This is a genomic window from Micromonospora sp. HNM0581, from assembly GCF_012726175.1.
Classification (GTDB): domain Bacteria; phylum Actinomycetota; class Actinomycetes; order Mycobacteriales; family Micromonosporaceae; genus Micromonospora.
This window is the reverse complement of sequence record NZ_JAASAD010000011.1, coordinates 144807-163124: the sequence shown is the minus strand read 5'-3', so window position 1 is coordinate 163124 and position 18318 is coordinate 144807. Positions and strand designations below refer to the sequence as shown.

Annotated in this window: 13 protein-coding genes and 2 pseudogenes; 10 read left to right on the top strand and 5 right to left on the bottom strand. The window is 69.7% G+C overall.

Translation table 11 applies throughout. The features are described 5' to 3' along the window. Positions 1-424 (top strand): transposase (locus tag HCA58_RS15525; RefSeq protein ID WP_346775999.1); only part of this gene is annotated, 424 nt, incomplete at its 5' end. A gap of 73 nt (positions 425-497) precedes the next feature. Here HCA58_RS15525 and HCA58_RS15520 read toward each other — a convergent pair. After that, a pseudogene (locus HCA58_RS15520) lies at positions 498-980 on the bottom strand (DUF4291 family protein); the annotation flags it as partial. A gap of 515 nt (positions 981-1495) precedes the next feature. On the opposite strand from HCA58_RS15520, the gene HCA58_RS15515 reads away from it, so the two are divergent. From HCA58_RS15515 to HCA58_RS15485, 6 genes are all read left to right on the top strand, one after another. After that, on the top strand, positions 1496-5632 hold the full coding sequence (locus HCA58_RS15515) for a glycoside hydrolase family 9 protein (RefSeq protein ID WP_169598536.1): 4137 nt from the start codon (positions 1496-1498) through the stop codon (positions 5630-5632). Positions 5633-6526: 894 nt separating this feature from the next. Then, the gene (locus tag HCA58_RS15510; RefSeq protein ID WP_169598535.1) at positions 6527-8116 is read left to right on the top strand and encodes a LamG domain-containing protein; all 1590 of its coding nucleotides are present in this window, start codon (positions 6527-6529) and stop codon (positions 8114-8116) included. A gap of 160 nt (positions 8117-8276) precedes the next feature. Next, positions 8277-10028, top strand: a complete 1752-nt coding sequence (locus HCA58_RS15505; RefSeq protein WP_346775998.1) for an ATP-binding cassette domain-containing protein — start codon at positions 8277-8279, stop codon at positions 10026-10028. Beyond that, a complete protein-coding gene (locus tag HCA58_RS15500; RefSeq protein WP_169598533.1) occupies positions 10025-10861 on the top strand; it encodes an energy-coupling factor transporter transmembrane component T in 837 nt (278 codons plus the stop codon). The genes HCA58_RS15505 and HCA58_RS15500 overlap by 4 nt, the downstream gene beginning before the upstream one ends. Further along, positions 10861-11457: an ECF transporter S component gene (locus HCA58_RS15495; RefSeq protein WP_240956258.1), complete on the top strand. Its 597-nt coding sequence runs from the start codon at positions 10861-10863 to the stop codon at positions 11455-11457. Before HCA58_RS15500 ends, HCA58_RS15495 begins: the two co-directional genes overlap by 1 nt. Before the next feature lie 303 nt (positions 11458-11760). Next, positions 11761-12024 carry a metal-sensitive transcriptional regulator gene (locus tag HCA58_RS15485; protein WP_169598531.1) on the top strand — a complete coding sequence of 88 codons (264 nt, stop codon included), beginning with the start codon at positions 11761-11763 and terminating at the stop codon, positions 12022-12024. 164 nt (positions 12025-12188) lie between these two features. Here the strand turns inward: HCA58_RS15485 and HCA58_RS15480 are convergent, their stop codons facing one another. Genes HCA58_RS15480 through HCA58_RS15470 form a run of 3 tightly spaced genes read right to left on the bottom strand, consistent with a single transcriptional unit; the run spans position 12189 to position 14322 of the window. After that, the gene (locus HCA58_RS15480) at positions 12189-12986 is read right to left on the bottom strand and encodes an SAM-dependent methyltransferase (RefSeq protein ID WP_169598530.1); all 798 of its coding nucleotides are present in this window, start codon (positions 12984-12986) and stop codon (positions 12189-12191) included. A 35-nt stretch (positions 12987-13021) separates the two neighbouring features. Next, positions 13022-13291 (bottom strand): hypothetical protein, encoded by a 270-nt coding sequence (locus HCA58_RS23580; RefSeq protein ID WP_240956255.1) that lies wholly within the window; start codon positions 13289-13291, stop codon positions 13022-13024. Positions 13292-13341: 50 nt separating this feature from the next. Next, complete coding sequence (locus HCA58_RS15470) at positions 13342-14322, bottom strand: LacI family DNA-binding transcriptional regulator (protein ID WP_169598529.1); 981 nt, start codon at positions 14320-14322, stop codon at positions 13342-13344. Positions 14323-14472: 150 nt separating this feature from the next. Here HCA58_RS15470 and HCA58_RS15465 point away from each other — a divergent pair, with 150 nt between their 5' ends. Further along, a complete protein-coding gene (locus HCA58_RS15465; protein WP_169598528.1) occupies positions 14473-15750 on the top strand; it encodes an MFS transporter in 1278 nt (425 codons plus the stop codon). A 109-nt stretch (positions 15751-15859) separates the two neighbouring features. Here HCA58_RS15465 and HCA58_RS15460 read toward each other — a convergent pair whose 3' ends face one another. Next, positions 15860-16618, bottom strand: a complete 759-nt coding sequence (locus HCA58_RS15460; protein WP_169598527.1) for a class I SAM-dependent methyltransferase — start codon at positions 16616-16618, stop codon at positions 15860-15862. Between the two features lie 262 nt (positions 16619-16880). Here HCA58_RS15460 and paaI point away from each other — a divergent pair. Further along, positions 16881-17243 (top strand): annotated as a pseudogene (paaI, locus tag HCA58_RS15455) (hydroxyphenylacetyl-CoA thioesterase PaaI); the annotation flags it as partial. A gap of 148 nt (positions 17244-17391) precedes the next feature. Beyond that, positions 17392-17958, top strand: a complete 567-nt coding sequence (locus tag HCA58_RS15450; protein WP_169598548.1) for a dienelactone hydrolase family protein — start codon at positions 17392-17394, stop codon at positions 17956-17958. The last annotated feature ends 360 nt before the right edge of the window (positions 17959-18318 follow it).

The window sequence follows — 18318 nt, the reverse complement described above, 5'->3', positions numbered from 1 at the left end:
CGGGGTCTATCGGGCGCCGGACGAGTCGACCTTCCGCAGGATCCTGGCCGGCGTCGACGCCGACGCCCTCGACGACACCGTCGGCCGGTGGATCATCGCGTCCCGGCCCGCGGGCCCCGGCCGGCGGGTGTACAGCGTGGACGGGAAGACGTTACGAGGTAGCGGCCCGGCTGGTGCCCAGGTACATCTGCTCGCCGTGCTGGACCAGCACACCGGCACCGTCCTCGGCCAGATCGACGTGGACGGCAAGACCAACGAGCTGACCCGGTTCCGGCCGCTGCTGGCCCCGCTCGACCTGACCGGTCATATGTCCAGCTCGGCACTGCCGAAACCGCAGGTTGCAGCTCACGGTACTTGGCGGCATCTGCTTCCATCCGCTCATTGTCAATCGACGATCAGCGTGGTGTCGACCATGCCGACGTAACGGAGCCTTCCTCGTCGTCGACGAGTCGTCCACTCGTGCCGCCGGGCCTGCGCGCTGGCCTGTCGAGCGGCCCTCACTGTCCGTGCTGCTGCTTGGGCACTTCGTCGGTGGTGGAGTCCGGGCTGGCGTCGAGGTCGGCGGCGATCTGAGCCGGCAGCGGGTGAGCATGTTCGACAGGCAGATGAGGTGCTGCCGCCTGTTCGTCGCCGCGACGAAGAAGGTCCCGGATCAGGTGCACGGTGGGGCTGATGTCGGTGATGGCAACGAGCCAGTCGTCGACGTACCGGTCGACAGCCTCGCCGGACAGTCCAACCTGCAGCGACCGGTACGGCAGCACCTTCAGCGGCAGCGATCGTTCCGGATCCCATTGCACTCGGACTGGGCTGGCTTTCAGTTGCCGTGACCAGGTCGCCTAGTCGCCGTGCAGGTCTCGGCCGTAGTGACTCAGGCAGGCTCGCGCCAGCGCCCACTCGAATCCGTCCCGCCTGACGTCGATGGACAGCACGCGCTCTTGCCCTGGCTTGGTGGCCCAGCCGCATCGATACGTCATCCATCGGAGCCGGAGCGGCAGACCTATCGGCGTGTGTACGTCTGGCGTACCTGGTTCTGCACCGAAGCGCGTACGCCGTCTACGCCCCTGCGCCTTCCTCGCGGCCCGGAGCCGCGGTCCGCAGCGGCGGCGAGCGGGTGTGGTTGGCCGGTCATGGCGGCAGCGCGAGCAGGTCCCCTATCGCGTTCCGTGGGTCCTCGTTGGGCGGTCGGATGATCCGTGTGGGCACGTTCCGAGCCTGTAGGTGACTGATCGTGGTGTGCTCAGACATCGGTCGATCCATTGCGGTGGCAGGAGCTGAACGTTGGGCCTGGCACTTTCATAGTTGATCACGGATGCGTAGGATCACGTCCACCATCGCCGCCGGCGGAAGTTCGCTGTCTGTTCCGGTCACACCCCCGTCACCCGTCCCCGTTCGCCACATCGGAGATGAGAAGTTGGGTGTTGCACGTATGGAAGCTTTGGTTCGACTGCGAGCCAAACGTCGACCATCATGGATTTTCTGTGTAGCGTTCGCGCTGGTGGTCGTGCTGGTGCTCGCCGGCCATGCGCGTCCTGTCGCGGCGCAGAGCGCGTCAGGCTGCGAGTTCGGTGAGACGGCTCTCGAAGCTGGACCGACCGGACCGGGTGAGGTCACGCTACGCATGGGTTGCGCGCGGGACGTCGGCAGTTTCGGCGTGTTCGCCGATCGCGACGACGACATCGTCGCGATCCTGGAGTTCACTCCCGCCCGCGAGGAGGCTGAGCTCCGCGAGATCCTGCAACGTCAGGTCGACGACGCCAACCAGGCACGCGAAGCGGGAGTCAGCCTGAGCACGTACCTCCTCACGAAGGCGGACGAGTTCGGGATCGGGTACTACGCGGAGCAGGACGAGGATATCGACTTCGACGGCGAGATCCACCGGATGGCCAACCACCTGGTGATAGTGATCCCGCAGGCGGAGGTGGAGGCCGCGTGGAGTTGGATCGGCGTCCTGAAGAAGATCGCGCTGGCGTTGATCTTCTTCGGTGTCTGGGCGCTCGTGGAGGGCACCTGCGTCGCCTTTTTCGCGCCAGAGGCGCCGGTAGCTGCGGTGTTGTGCAGTGCGTTCGCGGGATTCATCGCAGGAGGTGTGCGGGAGCTGTTGGCGGCTGTCTTCGCCGGCAAGGAGATCAATAGCGATGTGTGGTCGGACGTACTCGGGACCGCGCTCGGCGGTGCGTTCGTCGGCGCGACCCTGCACGGTGCCATTCAGCTGGTCGAATCGACCGTCCGGCCCATGTACGCCGTGCTGGGGAAGTTCCTGAGGGATACCAGCTTGAAGGTGTGGAACTCGCTCAAGAGTTTCGTCAGCCACGCAGCCGACATGTTCACGGCCGAGGCTGCGGACGTCTTGCGCAAGGCGTTGGAGCTCGCGGCCCGACACGGGATCGGATCGTTCGCGACCGGCCAGTGCCCCGGCTACGACCCCAGCTCCGACAACGGCACCGGGCTCGGGTGGCAGGAACTCGGCCGGATGCAGGACAGCCTCAAGCGGCTGCTCGATCTGTTCGATGACGACAACAGCTCGGGTGAGAAGGTGTCGAAGACCAAACTTCGGTACGCGGACGTCGACGGCGACGGCCTGTCGGACCGGATTCTGGTCGCGCCGGCCGGGCGTGCCGAACTGTCGCAGAACGTCGGTTGCGGTGAGGACGGCCAGCGGCTCTGGGCGCAGCGCAGTGACGCCGGACCGATCGAGGACATACTGGACCAGTTCAACGCCGACCAGGTCCACTTCGGTGACCTCGACGGCGATGACCGGGCGGACCTTATCGCGGTTCTCGACGCCAGCCAGTCATCGACCGGTGTCCCGATGATCCAGGCCTGGCGCAGTGAGTCGTCGATCAGCGACATCCGCTGGGCGGCGGGCAGCCGGGTCGCGAACAACCTCGGCTACGCCGCCACCGACCGGCGCTTCTTCCTCGACATCGACGGTGACGGCGACGGTGACTACCTGACGGTCGCGGCGGACGACACCGTGAGCGCCTGGGAGAACACCGGGTGGGGCCTGCCGGGGCCAGCTGACTGGCGCCGGATCGACGGCTTCGCATATCCGGGCCAGGGGCAGGGCGGCGGGAAGGTCCACTTCGCCGATGTCACCGGGGACGGCCGCGCGGATCTGCTTCTGGTCGACTACGACACCGGCGGGGTCCAGGCGTGGGAGAACGTCGGCAGCCCGTGGACCAGTTCCACCGGCTGGCGGTCGCTGGGCACCATCCGGGTGGGTGCGCCGCTGGCAGGCAACTCCGGTGCCATCTTCAGCGACATCGATGGAGATCGGGTTGCGGACCTGCTGCTCCTCGACAGTGCCGAGGGTGGCGTCGACGGTTGGCGGCTGCCACGCTACGGGTCCGGCGAGCAGGGGCCGGGCCAGCCGGGGACACCGTCCTCCCCGGAGCAGCTTCCGCCGGGGACGCTGCCGGCGTACAGCGGCGGTGATCCGCGTCCGCAGGTGACTGGCCGACTGATTCAGAACAGCAACTTCACCGGCTCCTTCAAGCCGTGGTGGGTGAACGCGCAGATGACGCCGAAGGTGGATGATGGGGTGTTCTGCGTGACCGCCCCGGCTTCGGCGAAGCCGTGGGATGTGCTTGTCGGGCACAACAGCATCTACCTGCCACGAGGGAATTCGTACACGTTCCGGTTCCGGGTGCGGACCAGCGAGACGGTTCCGTTCGTGGTGCAGATCGCTCCGTTCGACAACCCGAACCACACGACGTATCTGGCCAAGTATCCGACCGCGACCGGTGGGGCGTGGCGGACCTACGAGTACACCTTCGACACCAGCTTCAGCCAGGAGTACGTGCTGTCGCAGGTGCAGTTCCGCCTCGGCGGGTCGGACCAGGCGTACGAGTTCTGCATGGACGACGTCACGCTCAACGGTGCCAGCTACGCGTACCAGGCGCAGCGAGGTCCGGCGGTGAAGGTCAATCAACACGGTTACCTGCCGCAGGGTCCGAAACGGGCGACGGTGGTGACGGACGCGGCGAACTCGCAGTCCTGGGCGCTGCGACGGGTCGGCGGCGGCGACGTGGCGACCGGGCAGACCGTCCCGGCGGGCTTCGACGGCTCGGCCGGCGCCTCGGTCCACCTGGTCGACTTCAGCTCGGTGACGGCGACCGGCCGGTTCGAGCTGGTGGTCGGTGGTCAGGCCAGCTATCCGTTCGACATCCGGACGGACCTGTACGCGTCACTGCGAACGGACTCGATGCGGTTCTTCTACCCGAATCGGAGCGGCATCGCGATCGACGGCGGCATCGCCGGGGCGGAGTACGCCCGTCCGGCCGGACACGTGGCATCCTCGCCTGGCGGAGGCGACACCGCGGTGCCTTGCCAGTTCCCGCAGGAGTTCATGGACAACTGGACGTGTGACTACACGCTGGACGTCACCGGCGGTTGGTACGACGCGGGTGACCATGGCAAGTACGTGGTCAACGGCGGTATCGCCACCTACCAGCTGCTCTCGGCGTGGGAACGGGCCGTGGCGGTGGGTCGGTCTGGGCCACTGGGTGACTCCACCCTGGCGATCCCGGAGCGCGGCAACGGGGTGCCCGACATCCTCGACGAGGCCCGCTGGAACCTCGAGTTCATGCTGAAAATGCAGGTACCGGACGGGCTGCCACTGGCCGGGATGGTGCACCACAAGGTCCACGACGAGTCGTGGACCGGGCCGCCGATGCTGCCGCACCAGGACACGAAGCAGCGCGAGTTGCACCGGCCGTCGACGGCGGCGACGTTGAATCTGGCTGCGGTCGCGGCCCAGGCGGCGCGGATCTTCGCGTCGTACGACGCGACGTTCGCCTCCCGGTTGCGGTCGGCGGCGCAGCGGGCGTACGCCGCAGCGCTGGCCAACCCGACGCTTTACGCGCCCAGAGCGGATCGCTCCGGCGGTGGCCCGTACGCCGACGACGACGTCACCGACGAGTACTACTGGGCGGCGACGCAGCTGTACCTGACCACCGGCGGTGGGACGTACCTCGACGCGGTGCGGGCCAACCCGTACCACGCTGCGGGTGCGGCGTTCAACCAGAACGGCTTCTACTGGGGGCAGGTCGCCGCCCTCGCCCAGCTGGACCTGGCCCGCTTCGGTAGCGGGCTGTCCGAGCAGGCGCAGATCCGTGGTTGGGTGACTACCGCAGCGAACCGGCTGATCTCGTTCCAGCAGGCCGAACGGTTCGGGCAGACGTACACCCCGACCAGCGGTCTGTACGACTGGGGATCGAACGCGTCGATCCTCAACAACCAGGTGGTGATCGCCACGGCGTACGACCTGACCGGCAACACGATGTACGCCGACGCGGTGTTCGAGGCGTTCGACTACCTGTTGGGCCGCAATGCCCTGGGGCAGTCCTACGTCACCGGGTACGGCAGCAACGACGCGAAGAACCAGCACAGCCGCTGGTACGCGAGGTCGTTCGACTCGACGCTGCCGAATCCGCCGGTCGGATCGGTGTCGGGTGGGCCGAACTCCAGCCTGCAGGACCCGCTGTCGGCTTCCTGGCTGCACGGCTGCGCCCCGCAGTTGTGCTATGTGGACAACTTGGAGGCCTGGTCGACGAACGAGATCACCATCAACTGGAACTCGGCGTTGGCGTGGGTCAGCGCCTTCGCCGCCGACGAGGCACCGCGCCGGTGACCCACCGGTGAACTGTCGCTGACCATTGGTGAGAAGCCGGCCCGCCCATACGGGGACATCACCGGGCGGGCCGGCCGGCGTTCAGCACGAATGACGCGGCCGACACAGGTAATGGGGCGACCTGTGCGGCGTTCGAGCTCTACAGTCACTGCCAAAGCCTGTCGAAGCGACCGGGGGTGCGTATTGAACGTGAGCGTGCAACGTACGCTGTCCACTATGGTGGCGGCCGTGATGGCTGCCGGGGTGACGGGCCCTTCAGCGCCGGGTTACGCGGCTGCCGGGACCGGGTCACTGACGGTCGCCGAGGTTGGTGCAGTAGCGCCGGATGGGCGGCCACGCCCCGCGTCGCCAGCGCCGCACACCCTTCACGTCGCGGGCGTTGCCTGCGGATCCGAGGTGTCGTCTATCGGTACCACGGCTCCGACGTTCTCCGCGACTATCCCTGGCTTCGGGAGCGGTGCCGCGTCAACCGTCACCTACGAGTGGATCGAGGTCCCGGCAGGGGGCATCAGCTCGGTGACCAGATGGTTCCCGGCTCGCCTGAGTCCGCCACCGGTGCGGACGGGGATTACCCCGAACAGCCGGGCGGAGAGTGCCGCGGTGACGACCGTGGAGGGCCCCACCTACGCCTTCAGGGTGAGGGGCTCCCGCAACTCGATCACCAGCGTATGGTCATCGTGGTGTCTGTTCAGTGCGGACCTATCCGTGCCGCCGGTACCAACGATAACGCCGGGCGCCGTCGTTGGCCCGGGCCAGACGATGACCTTCACGGTCAGTACCACCGCCGTGGACGTGACCAAGTTCCGTTATGGCTGGTCCAATCCGCCCTCGACTGAGGTCGCCGCCAGCGGCACCGACCCCAAGACGGCTACGGTGACCGCTACCGTCCCCAGCTTGGGGTCGAACACGTTCTGGGCTCGTGCCGTCGACGCCAACGGTAATCTCGGCGACATCGGCTCCGTCACGTTCACCGCGCCGAGTCTGTCGCCGCCCGTCGCCAGGTGGGGTCTGGAGCAGCTTCCCGGTATCGATGAGACTGCCGCGCTCGCTGACCAGCAACCAGCCTTGGGGGGCCAAACGGATCTGAGCACGTCGAACGTCAGCTGGGTCGACGATGTTCGACTGGTTGGTAGCAGATCCGTAGAGCTGGACGGGGAGTCGTCGGGGTTGGCCGCGCCGGGAAGTGTCGTCGACACGGCAAACTCCTTCAGTGTCGCCGGATGGGTCCGACTCGCCTCGCTGCCGACGACCTACGACGCCGTCATCGCATCTCAGGCAGGGGTCGACGCCGCTGGGTTCCACCTGGGCACCCAGTTGGTCGGGTCTCCGTCGACGCCTCGGTGGTCGTTCCTGATGAAGGACAGCGACGCACAATCGAGCGCCACCCATGCGGCATACAGCAGCTCTGCCCTGACGTCTGCAGATGTGGGGCGCTGGACGCATATCGCGGGCGTGTACGACACTGCAGCGGGCATGCTCCGGCTTTATGTCGACGGCGTGCTGACCGCCGAGGTCCAGCGGAGTGGGACGTCGTGGAGTGCCACCGGTGTGTTCGCGATTGGTCGGGGGTGGAGTTCCGGCGCACCGGGCAACTGGTTCCACGGCAACGTCGCCGATGTTCACGCGTACGGTCGGGTGCTCGTACCGCACGATTTCACCGGCCTCAGGGCTGAGGACCCGACGTCGGGCGGGTTCCAGGAGCCGGGGATGTTGACGCCGATGCGGGTGGGCGGCTGGAACTTCGAGATGGCGGTTCCCTGCTACCTGGCGGACCTCAGGGACACCTGCCAGGCACCCGATACGACGATCTGGGGCCGGTCGCTGGCCTTGACGCGGGGCGCGTCCATCGGTGTCGGACACACCGCAGCAGGTTCGGGTCTGTGGCTGGATGACAGGTACTTCCCCGAAGACGGTCACACCGAAAGCACCACGGAGTACGGACGCAGTGCGGTGATGGTGGGCTTCACCGAGCCGGACGGCGACGGGTTGGAGTTCACCCAGTGGGAAGACGAACCGGTCCTGCGTACCGATCAGTCCTTCACGATGTCAGCCTGGGTGATGCCCGACGGCTCGGACGGTGTGCGGGCAGCGGTGTCCCAGCGGGGGCAGCACTCAAGCGGCGGCTGGTTGACGTTCGACCCGACGGTGGGTAGGTGGCAGTTCGGTGTCAGCGACGAGGACGTCGCCGTCACGCCCACGGCCAGCGTCACGTCGACATCGGCGGCCGAGACGGGCGTCTGGACTCACCTTGCCGGGGTGTATGACGCCGGTCGCAACCAGATCCGCCTCTACGTCAACGGTGAGCTTGAGGCGGTCACCGACGACATCACGTTCACCCCGATGGCCTCGACCGGCCCCCTGCTGGTGGGCCGAGCGCTGCGGCAGGGACACCTCGCGGAACCGTGGAACGGCGGCATCGACGACGTCGCCGTGTTCCAGGGCGCTCTGACCGACACCGAGGTCCACCGGCTTCTCGGCTCGTAGCCGGGCTGCTGTGTCACGCCGACCGGCGTGACACAGCAGTGACGCCGGAGGTGGGGGCGGCGTGATACCGAGTTCCGCCACGACGTCGCCGGCACCGGCCATGAAGTCGTCGAATGCCGGGCGCATGGAAACATCGGTTAGGGTCGCCTATCCTAACTCCGTGCGTCATCCTTTGCTCTCGTTCGCGGGTGTCTCCGTACGGCACGAGGTGCCCCGGCACGACGACGAGAACGTCGTCCACTACGGGCACCCCAGTCCGGACGAGGTGTCGTTCGAGGTCCGGCCGGGCGAGGCTGTCCTGCTGCTGGGCCCTTCGGGATGCGGTAAGTCGACCCTGACCCTGACCAGCAACGGGCTGATTCCGAACGTGATGACCGCCGAGGTGACGGGCACTGTGCGGGCTGCCGGCCGGCCGGTCGCCGATCATCCGGTGCCGACCTTCGCCGGGGACGTCGCGATGGTTTTCCAGGACCCCGACGCGCAGGTGGTGATGGCCACGGTGCTCGACGAGGTCTGCTTCGGGCCGGAGAACCTCCGCCTGCCCGCCGGTGAGGTGCTCGTACGGGCCGAGGACGCGTTGCGGACGGTGGGCCTGTGGCAGCGACGTGACGACGATCCGGGTCGACTGTCCGGCGGCGGCCGGCAGCGGCTGGCCATCGCCTGCGCGCTGGCGCTGCGGGCACCGCTGCTGGTGCTGGACGAACCCACCGCGAACCTCGACCCGGTCGGCGTCGAGGAGGTACACGCCCTGCTGCGGCGGATCGTGGCGACCGGGGAACGCGGCGTCCTGCTGGTCGAGCACAACCTGGATACCGCCGTCGAACTTGTCGACCGGGTGGTGGTGCTCGACGACCGGGGTCGGCTGGCCCTGGACGGACCGGTTCGGCAGATCCTCACCGACCACGCCGACCACCTGCTGCGCCTCGGTGTCTGGTTGCCGCAGGCGACCCTGGCGGCGCTTCGGCTGCGGCGTGCCGGCGTCGACCTTAAGCCGCTGCCGTTGACGCCGACCGAGTTGGGTGCCGCACTCGACAGGTGTCCCGAGTTGCCGGCGCCGTCGGCTGCGACCGACCAGCTTTCGCCGGCCGGCGGGGCACAGGTTGCGGTCGAGGTGTCCCGACTGACGGTCAGGCGTGGACGGGTTCCCGTGCTGCACGACATCGACCTCGTCGTGACGGCCGGTGAACTTGTGGCCCTGGTGGGTCCGAACGGTGCCGGCAAGACCACCCTGGCGCAGGCCATCGCGGGCGTGACCCGGCCTCCGCGCGGCACGGTACGGGTGGCTGGTGTCGATCCGGCCCGGATCGACAGCCGGACCTTGGCTGGGCTCGTCGGATTCGTCTTCCAGAACCCGGAACACCAGTTCGTGACCGGTCGGGTCGACGACGAACTGGCACATGGGCTGCGGATCCGGAAGGTCGCCGAGGACGAGGTGGCGGTCCGGGTCGATGACGTCCTGGGCCGCTTCGGCCTGCTGGAGCTGCGCGACCGGCATCCGTTCCTGCTCTCCGGTGGCCAGAAGCGACGACTGTCGGTCGCGACCGCGATCATCTGCCGGCCGCAGGTGCTGGTGCTCGACGAACCCACCTTCGGGCAGGACCGGCAGCGGGCGGCGGAACTGCTCAACCTGCTCGGTGACCTGCACCGGGCCGGCACCACAGTGGTCCTGGTGACCCACGACATGCCCCTGGTAGCCGAGTACGCGAGTCGCGTCGTGGCGGTCGTCGACGGGCGGGTGGTCGCCGACGCGTCGCCGGCCGAGCTGTTCACCGACGCCGCGTTGCTGGCCCGGGTGGGCCTGCGTCCGCCTCCGGTGGCCCGAGCCACCGGCACGTTGGTGCGCCACACGCCGTGGCGTGCGGTCACCCGGCTGGCGGAGCTGCCTTCGGGTACGACGGTGGGAGCGGCATGACGGCCCGCGTACCTCACCGCTCCGTCGGGCTGGGGACCGAGCCGGATCTGGACGGCTCGGTTCTGGATCTGCGGACCTACAACCCGCTGGTGAAGGTGCTGGGGCCGATCGCGGCCATGGTGGTGGCGATTACCTCCCGGGATCTGCTGACCCCGGCACTGTTCGCGGCCTTCGCGCTGGCGCTGCTGCTGGGCGGGGGTCGGCTGGCCGCACGGACGTTGGGCGGCGTGCTGCTCGGCGTCACCATCCTGGTGGCGCTGATGGCCGTGTCATTCGGGATGTGGACGGATCCGTCCCAGGTCGACCACACTCACGCCCTGCTGCGGCTCGGCCCGCTGACCTTCTGGTCGGGGGCGTTGGAGACGGGCCTCGCCACCGGTCTGCGGGTGGCCGCGGTGGTGCTGCTGGCCCTGCTCTCGGGACTGACCACTCACGGAGCCGACCTGGTCCGGTCGATGATCGCGCAGCTGCGGGTGCCCTACCGGATCGGTTACGCCGGACTGGCGGCGCTGCGTTTCGTGCCGCGCTTCGCACAGGAACTGGACACCATCCGCAGCGCCCACCGGGTTCGGGGGCTGTCCGGCGGCCGAGGGCCGGTCTCGGTGGTCCGGCGTCACACCGGGTACGCCATTCCGCTGCTGGCCGGCGGAATCCGGCACGCCGACCGCGTGTCACTGTCGATGGAGTCGCGCGGTTTCGGTGCCTACCCGAGCCGGACGGAACGTCGCCACCTGCCGTTCCGGCTGCGCGACTGGGCACTGCTGGCGTCGTTGCTGGCCGGCGCGCCGTTGGTTCCGCTGCTCGCTCACCACCTGACCGGGGGTACCCCTTGATGTTCACCACCCGTTTCCTGATGGCCTGCGCCGCGATCGGCGCGGCAACCGGTGTGCTGCTGATCCCGGCCAACTTCGCGGCGTTCAGCATCTCGGCGACCGTGCCGTTGGCGTACGCCCCGATGGTGGGGCTGTGGCTGATCGGACCGGTGGTGGCGCTGGCGGTGCTGCGCCGGCCCGGGTCGGCCGTGTTGACGATGTTCGTGGCGGGTGTCATCAGCACGCCCACCCCGGCCGGGCCCAGCGCGATCGTCACCTGCCTGATGGTCGGTGTCGCGATGGAACTCGGGTTCCTGGTGACCCGTTACCGCATCTGGCGGCCGTGGTTGTTCCAGCTCACCGCGATCGCCTTCACTGTGCTGTACGCCCTGTCCGCGTACGCGGCGTTCAACATCTCCGCGATGTCGCTGTTCGCCCAGGGGATCTTCTTCGCGCTCATGGTCGCCAGTCAGATGGTGTTCACCGGGCTCGGGCTCGTCGTGGCGCGCCGCCTGGCTGCGACCGGGGTGGCCCGGGGCATCGCACCGACCCGCCGTGTCGGCGTGGGCCCGGTTCCTCGTCGGCCGGAAGCGGACGCGGAAGGCCGGGTCGGGTAGCAGTGCGGGTGGGGCCGGGCCGAACGCCACACCGGCGGGGAGAGCGGGTTCGGCTCCGAACGGCAGGGTTACCAGGAAGGTGCGGGCGAAGATCGGCCGTCCGAGCGGCGGGTCCGTGGGCAGGTGGTGGACGGCCGGCGTCAGAAACATCGCGGTCAGCGCCACCATCAGGGCGGTGACGACACTCGTGACAGGGGTGCGGGCGCCGGCGGAGAAGTTCACCGCGCTGCACGAGAAGCCGCCAGCCGGCGGAAGATACCCCCCGGTGTACTGTTGTCCGACGACACGGGAAGGGGCCGGACAGTGCAGGTCGACGAGGACGCGGTCGGTGACGTGGTCAAGAGACTTCGCCGCGCCGAGGGGCAGATTCGTGGCGTCATCGGCATGCTCGAAGACGGCCGGGACTGCGCCGAGGTGGTGACCCAGCTCGCGGCGGTCTCCCGTGCCCTGGACCGGGCCGGGTTCAAAATCATCGCGAGTGGTCTGGAACAGTGCGTCAGCTCCACCGGAGAGGACCGGAAGGCCAACCTCGAACAGATGGAGAAGCTGTTCCTGTCGCTGGCCTGAGCCTGCCCGCCGACGCGCAGCTCGCCGCGGCCCGGCGACGTCCGGGCAAGGGGGCGGCAGCGGTCGACGAGCAGGGTCATGCCGTGGGCCTGCGGTGGCCCCGGTCGGTGGGCTCGGCGATCTCAGTCAGCACCGCCGGCCCAGCGGGTCACCGTGATGGCCGGTCAGGGCTTGCGGGCCACCGCACCGTACGCGTCGATAGCCTGAGCGTCCGCCTCGTCCGGACGCCACAACGGAATCGGCACCAGCCCTGGTTCCACCATCGTCAGCCCCTCGAAACAGGTGGCGAGCTGCTCCGGGCTGCGCAGGACGTAGGGCACACCGCCGCTCTGCGCGAGCCGGTCGGCACCGGCGACCACCGACGGGCTGGTGTCGGTGCCGTCCCAGAACACCAGGTGACTGCCGGGGGCGGTGGCGTGGATCACCCGTGACACGAGGGACCGGACCACGTCCAGGTCCGGCTCGTAGCCCATCACACCCATGAACATGACCGCGATCGGCTCGTCGAAATCGAGGGTCCGGGCCGCTTCGGTGAGGATCGTCTCCGGGTCGTGGTAGTCCGCCGGCACGTAGGTGGTGACCCCCTCGGAGGTCGTGCTGGACAGCAGGGCGCGGGCGTGGACCAGCACCATCGGGTCGTTGTCCACGTAGACGATCCGCGCCTCCGGCGTGATCTGCTGGGCCACCTCGTGCGTGTTCTGCATGGTCGGCAGGCCGGTGCCGATGTCGAGGAACTGCCGGATGCCGGCCTCGGCGGCCAGGTGACGTACCACCCGGATGAGGAACCGGCGTGACTGCTGCGCCATCAGCACGATCTCCGGATAGACCTCGGCAACGGCGTCACCGGCGGCCCGGTCGGCGTGGAAGTTGTCCTTACCACCCATCCAGTAGTTCCAGATCCGCGCGGCATGCGGCACGTCGGGCTCAAGCTTGGCGGTGAGGTCGGGATCCGGGCTGACCATGCCGGGCTCCTATCGGAGGAATCGTAGAACCGAGATCACCGAATGCTACCCACCGACGATCCACTGTCGACGCCCGGGAAGGCACCGATCGGCGGTAGTCGAGATGCGACCAGCGTGCTGCTCCGAGATCGAAGCGGCCGGCCGATCACGGCCCCATCGATCAGGGTTCCGGACAGCCTGGCCAGTGACCGGCGTTCCCAGCCGACGGCCGCCCCGGCGCCGTCGCCGCCGGAGTACGCCAACAGCTGGTAGCCGGTGCCGGCGACCTCCACGCTGGCGCCCTTGAGTAGCTCGCACTCCGGCACCGACAAGTTCGATATCCGGAAGGGTCAGGCGCTGTGGCGCGTACGGAAGATCAGGCGCTGGCGCGTACGACGAGCGTCGAGGGGAAGACGGTCGTCTCCGGTGCCCGGCGTCGTTCCAGCACCATGGTCGCGGCTGCGCTGATGATCTGCCGCACCGGGTGGCTGGCAGTGGTGAGTGCCACCGACGCGGCCAGCGGGATGTCGTCGAACCCGGTCACCGCCACATCGTCGGGCACCCGGATGCCGTCTGCCCGCAGCCGCCCGATCACCCCGAGCGCGGTCGCGTCGCTGATCCCGACGATTGCGTCGGTGTCCGGCCAGCGTCGCAACACCTGCCGCGCGGCGGTGTACCCCCTGGTCGCGCTGAAGTCGCCGACCACCTCCCGGATCGGCAGGCCGGCGTCGTGTAGCAGCCTCCGGTACGCCCGCACCGAGCGGTCGGCGCAAGCCAACCAGCGAGGGCCGGTGACCATGGCGATCCGTCGACGTCCGGCCGAGTACAGGTGACGGACGATCGACGTGGTGCCGCCGCCGTTGTCGATGTCCACCGACGGCACCGTGGCCGAACCGATCCCGATCGACACGGCCTGGCCGTGCAGCCGGCGCGGTACCAGGTCCAGCAGCGTCGTGGTCGTGTTGAGCAGGACCAGGCCGGCCACTGCCCGGTCGTCGGTGAGCTGGGTCAACCGCTCCGGTGCGCTCAACGGCACCCACTGCACCGCGACGCCCAGACCGTACGGCGCGCAGGCCCGGGCCACCGTGGCGACAGCCTGGTCGACGTAGGGGTCGTCGAGTACGGCCGGGCCGGTGCCCGCCGCCGCGACGAGCAGCCGTACGCCGGTACCGTGCACCAGGGCCCGGGCCGCCGGATTCGGCACGTACCCGAGCAGGTCGACTGCGATGCGTACCCGCTCACGGGCGGCCGGCGACGCGAAGCCGGTGCCGGCGAGGACCCGTGACGCCGTGGAGCGCGACACCCCGGCGGTGCGGGCCACGTCGTCCAGGGTGGCCGGCCGGCGTGGTGTCGTCATCTCTTATCCCCGTTCTGTTCCGCCCGCCCGGGGCGCTCATCAGCATCATGCCGCGCATGCTCGTCCGCTGGTAGGTCCGGTGATGTTTGTGCTGGTAGCGCTCCCAGGTGTGTGATCGGCGTGATACCCGCAGAGAGGACCGGAACGTACGTGGAACCCTTCGCCACCACCCCTGCAACCTCGCCTGCCGGCGCTGGTCCGTCCCGAGCCGTGCTGGCTGCCCGCAACGGCGTGGCTGTCGTGTTCGCGCTCAACGGACTGGCCGTCGCCACCTGGTTCGCCAGGGTGCCGGCGATCCGCGACGGACTCGGCCTCACTCCGGGGCGTCTCGGTCTGCTCCTGCTCGCCATGTCCGCCGGGGCGATCGTCGCCATGCCTACCGCCGGCCTGGTGGCGCAGCGCCTGGGTGCGGCCCGCGCGGTGGTGGCGGCCACCCTGTTGGTCGCGCTCGGTCTGACCGTCGCCGGATTCTCGGCCGGTGTCATCGGTTCGGTCCCGGCGGTGGCGGTCGGCCTGTTCGCGCTCGGCTACGGTTCCGGCAACTGCGATGTCGCGATGAACATCGAGGGCGCGGCGGTGGAACGGCGGCTCGGCTGGACGGTGATGCCGCGCTTCCACGCCGCGTGGAGCCTCGGATCGGTGGCCGGTGCCGGTCTCGGTGCGGGCGCTGCCAGACTGGGCGTTCCGGTTGCCGTGCACCTCGGCGTGCTGGCCGCGATGGTGTTCGGCGGCACCCTGCTCGGGGCGCGCGCGTTCCTGCCGGCCGAGCCGGAAACTGGCACCGTCCGGGCCGGCCGTAGCCGGTTGCTGGCCGCCTGGCGGGAGCCGCGCACTCTTCTGATCGGCCTGCTGGTGCTGGCGGCGGCGTTCGCCGAGGGCAGCGCCAACGACTGGCTGGCGGTGGCCTTCGTCGACGGGTACGACTTCAGTCCGGCGGCCGGGGCGGCGGTATTCGGCGTCTTCGTGGTGGGCATGACCCTGGGCCGCACCGTCGGCACGGTGGCGCTGGACCGCTGGGGGCGGGGGCCGGTGCTCACCGCCACCATCCTGCTCGCTGTCATCGGTGCCGGTCTGGCCGTACTCGCCGGCTCCGGTCCGGTGGCGGTGGTCGGCGTCGCCCTGTGGGGAATCGGTGCCTCGCTCGGCTTCCCGGTGGGGATGAGTGCCGCCGCCGACGAGGAGGAACACGCGCACGTCCGGGTCAGTGTGGTCGCAGTGATCGGCTACACGGCGTTCCTGGCCGGGCCGCCGTTGCTGGGCCTGCTCGGTGACCAGGTGGGCACGTTGCGGGCGCTGCTCGTCGTACCCCTGCTGCTGCTGCCGACCCTCCTGCTGGTCCCGGCGGTCCGCCCGCCCGCCGCCGACGACACGGGGCGCCGGCGCGGGCGGGCCCGATCGAGTAGCAGGACGTCACCCGACAACCCATAGCCGCCGCCCGACGACGCGATCATGCAGTTGTGGCACCGGACGAGTGGGGCGGATGCGGAGAGGCTTACGACCACGACTGCATGATCGCGAGGGACGGGAGGGGGAGGGGTCAGCGGACGGCGACTGTGGCGGCGTCGGCGGCGCCCCGCCAGAGGGTACCGACCTCGGTGAATCCGGCGTTCCGGAGGGCGCTGAGGTGCCAGGAGATCGGGGGAGTCCACTCGGGGCTGTGCCCGGAGGGGTAGATGCCGTGCCGTCGCCGTACCAGCGGAGCCAGCGACGGATCCTGCTCGGCCTGGTGCCACCACTGCGACCAGGACAGCGCGGCACCAGCGGCGAAGCGGGCCGAGCGGTGTTCCTCGGCGCGGGTGACCAGGCGTTTGGTCAGCTCGGGCAGGTCGTCGTCGGGCATGTGGTCGGCGTTGACGAACAGTCCACCCGGCCGGAGCAGGCCGCGGATCTCCGGGTAGAGGACGCCCAGCCGGTCGGCGGACAACCAGTGCAGCGCGGTGGCGGTGAGTACGGCGTCGTAGCGCCGGTGCGGCAGGGCGGTGACCCAGTCCGGCCGACTGAGATCGGCGGTGACGATCGTCGCCCGGTCGCCGAGGGAGGCGGTGGCGAGGGCGAGGAGCGCGGGGTCGAGGTCGACCAGGGTGACCTGGGCATCGGGGAAGCGGCGCAGGGCACGTAGGGAGATGGTGCCGGTGCCGCCGGCCAGGTCGAGCAGTCGCGGTGGGGTGGCCTCGCGGACGGCGTCGACCGCGTCGAGCATGACGGCGAACCGGTGCTCGCGGTCGGGCAGGTACGCCTCCTGCTGGCGGTCCCAGCTCTCCTGCCATGCGGCGACACCACTGATGTAAGGGCTCATAGCGATCACGCTAGTTACCAAGGGGCTGCGCGTCCAGGATTGTTGCCAGCATTTTGCAACTACGAGAGAATGGCAGGGCGATGATCAGCTCGGGTCGGACCGGAGGTCCGACCCGAGCACGTCCGCAGGCGCCGCTCACCCGTGACGAGCCTGCCCGGTCCTGCACCGACCGGCGGTGCCATGATGGCGAGGGCGAGGGCGAGGCGCCCGGCCGGAACGGACGGGACGCAAGGTGGAACCACAGCGCACCGCCGCGCACGAGATGTTCGACGCCGACGTGGCCTCCAACCGGCTCGGCATCGAGCTGGTGCGCGCCGCCGACGGCAACGCGACGGCCCGGATGCGGATCAGCGACGACATGCTCAACGGGCACCGCATCGCCCACGGCGGCTTCGTCTTCCTGCTGGCCGACACCGCGTTCGCACTGGCCTGCAACAGCCACGGCCCAGCCACCGTCGCCTCCGGTGCCGACATCACCTTCGTCCGCCCGGCGCGACAGGGGGACGTGCTGACAGCCCGGGCCAGCGAGCGCACCCGGTACGGCCGTAGTGGCATCTACGACGTCACGGTGAGCCGGCAAGACGGGGAGGTGATCGCGGAGTTCCGCGGGCGGAGCAGGACCCTCCGGGCACCTGACCCCGATCCGGGCCCACCGGAATCGGAGGAGCGGGGCCGGGCACCGGCAGCCGGCCGGAGCCGGTGAGCCAAGGACCCGGGCCGGTGCCCGTGCGCGCCGACCCGCGGCAACAGCCGACGTCGGGCACGATGTGCCGATGGAACATATCGTGCTCTACCACTCCGTGTACGGGCTGCGACCGGCGGTCCTGGTAGCTGCCGACCGGCTGCGCGCCGCAGGTCATCAGGTGCACGCACCCGACCTGTACGACGCGCCCGCCGTCGACTCGGTGGCGGAGGGGTTCGCGTTGCTGGAGCGGATCGGCCAGCAGGTCGTCCTCGACCGGGCCCGCGCGGCGCTCGACGGGCTGCCGCCCGAGACCGTGCTCGCCGGGTTCTCGATGGGCGCCGGGGTGGCCGGCGCGATGCTTGCCGAACGACCCGACACCGCCGGACTGCTGCTGTTGCACGGCACCGGCGGATCCCCGGCAGCGGTCCGTCCCGGCCTCCGGACGCACCTGCACCTGGCTGACCCGGACCCCTACGACCCGCCCGACGAGGTCGCCGAGTGGCAGCGGGAGATGATCGCGGCGGGCGCGGACCTCGTCGTGCACCGGTATCCGGGCGCCGGACACCTCTTCACCGATCCGACGGTTGCCGACCACGACCCGGCCGCCGCCGGACTGACCTGGGAACGGGTCTTGGCCTTCCTGGCCCGCCGCTGACCCAGCCGACCGGGGCAGCGACACCCCTTCCGTCGGGGTGCCCCGCGTGGCCCGCCCGACGAAGACGTCGCGTACCGCTCGGGGCAGCCGCGCCCGGGCGACCTGTCGTACCACCGGGTCGGTCACCTCGTATCCGCCACCTGGTAGCGGCACCAGCAGGCCGTCGCCGGTCAGGAAGGCCAGCTCCGCCGCCGCCCGGGTCAGCGGCCAGTCGAGGATGTCCGCCAGCTCCGACCCGGTGCGGCCGGGCGCGAGCGCGGCGGTCATCAGGACCGCGCGGGCGCTGCCGTCGAGCCGATCCAGCCGGGCGTCGACGACCCGACGGACACCCTCCGGTACGGGCAGCGTTCCCGGATCGCC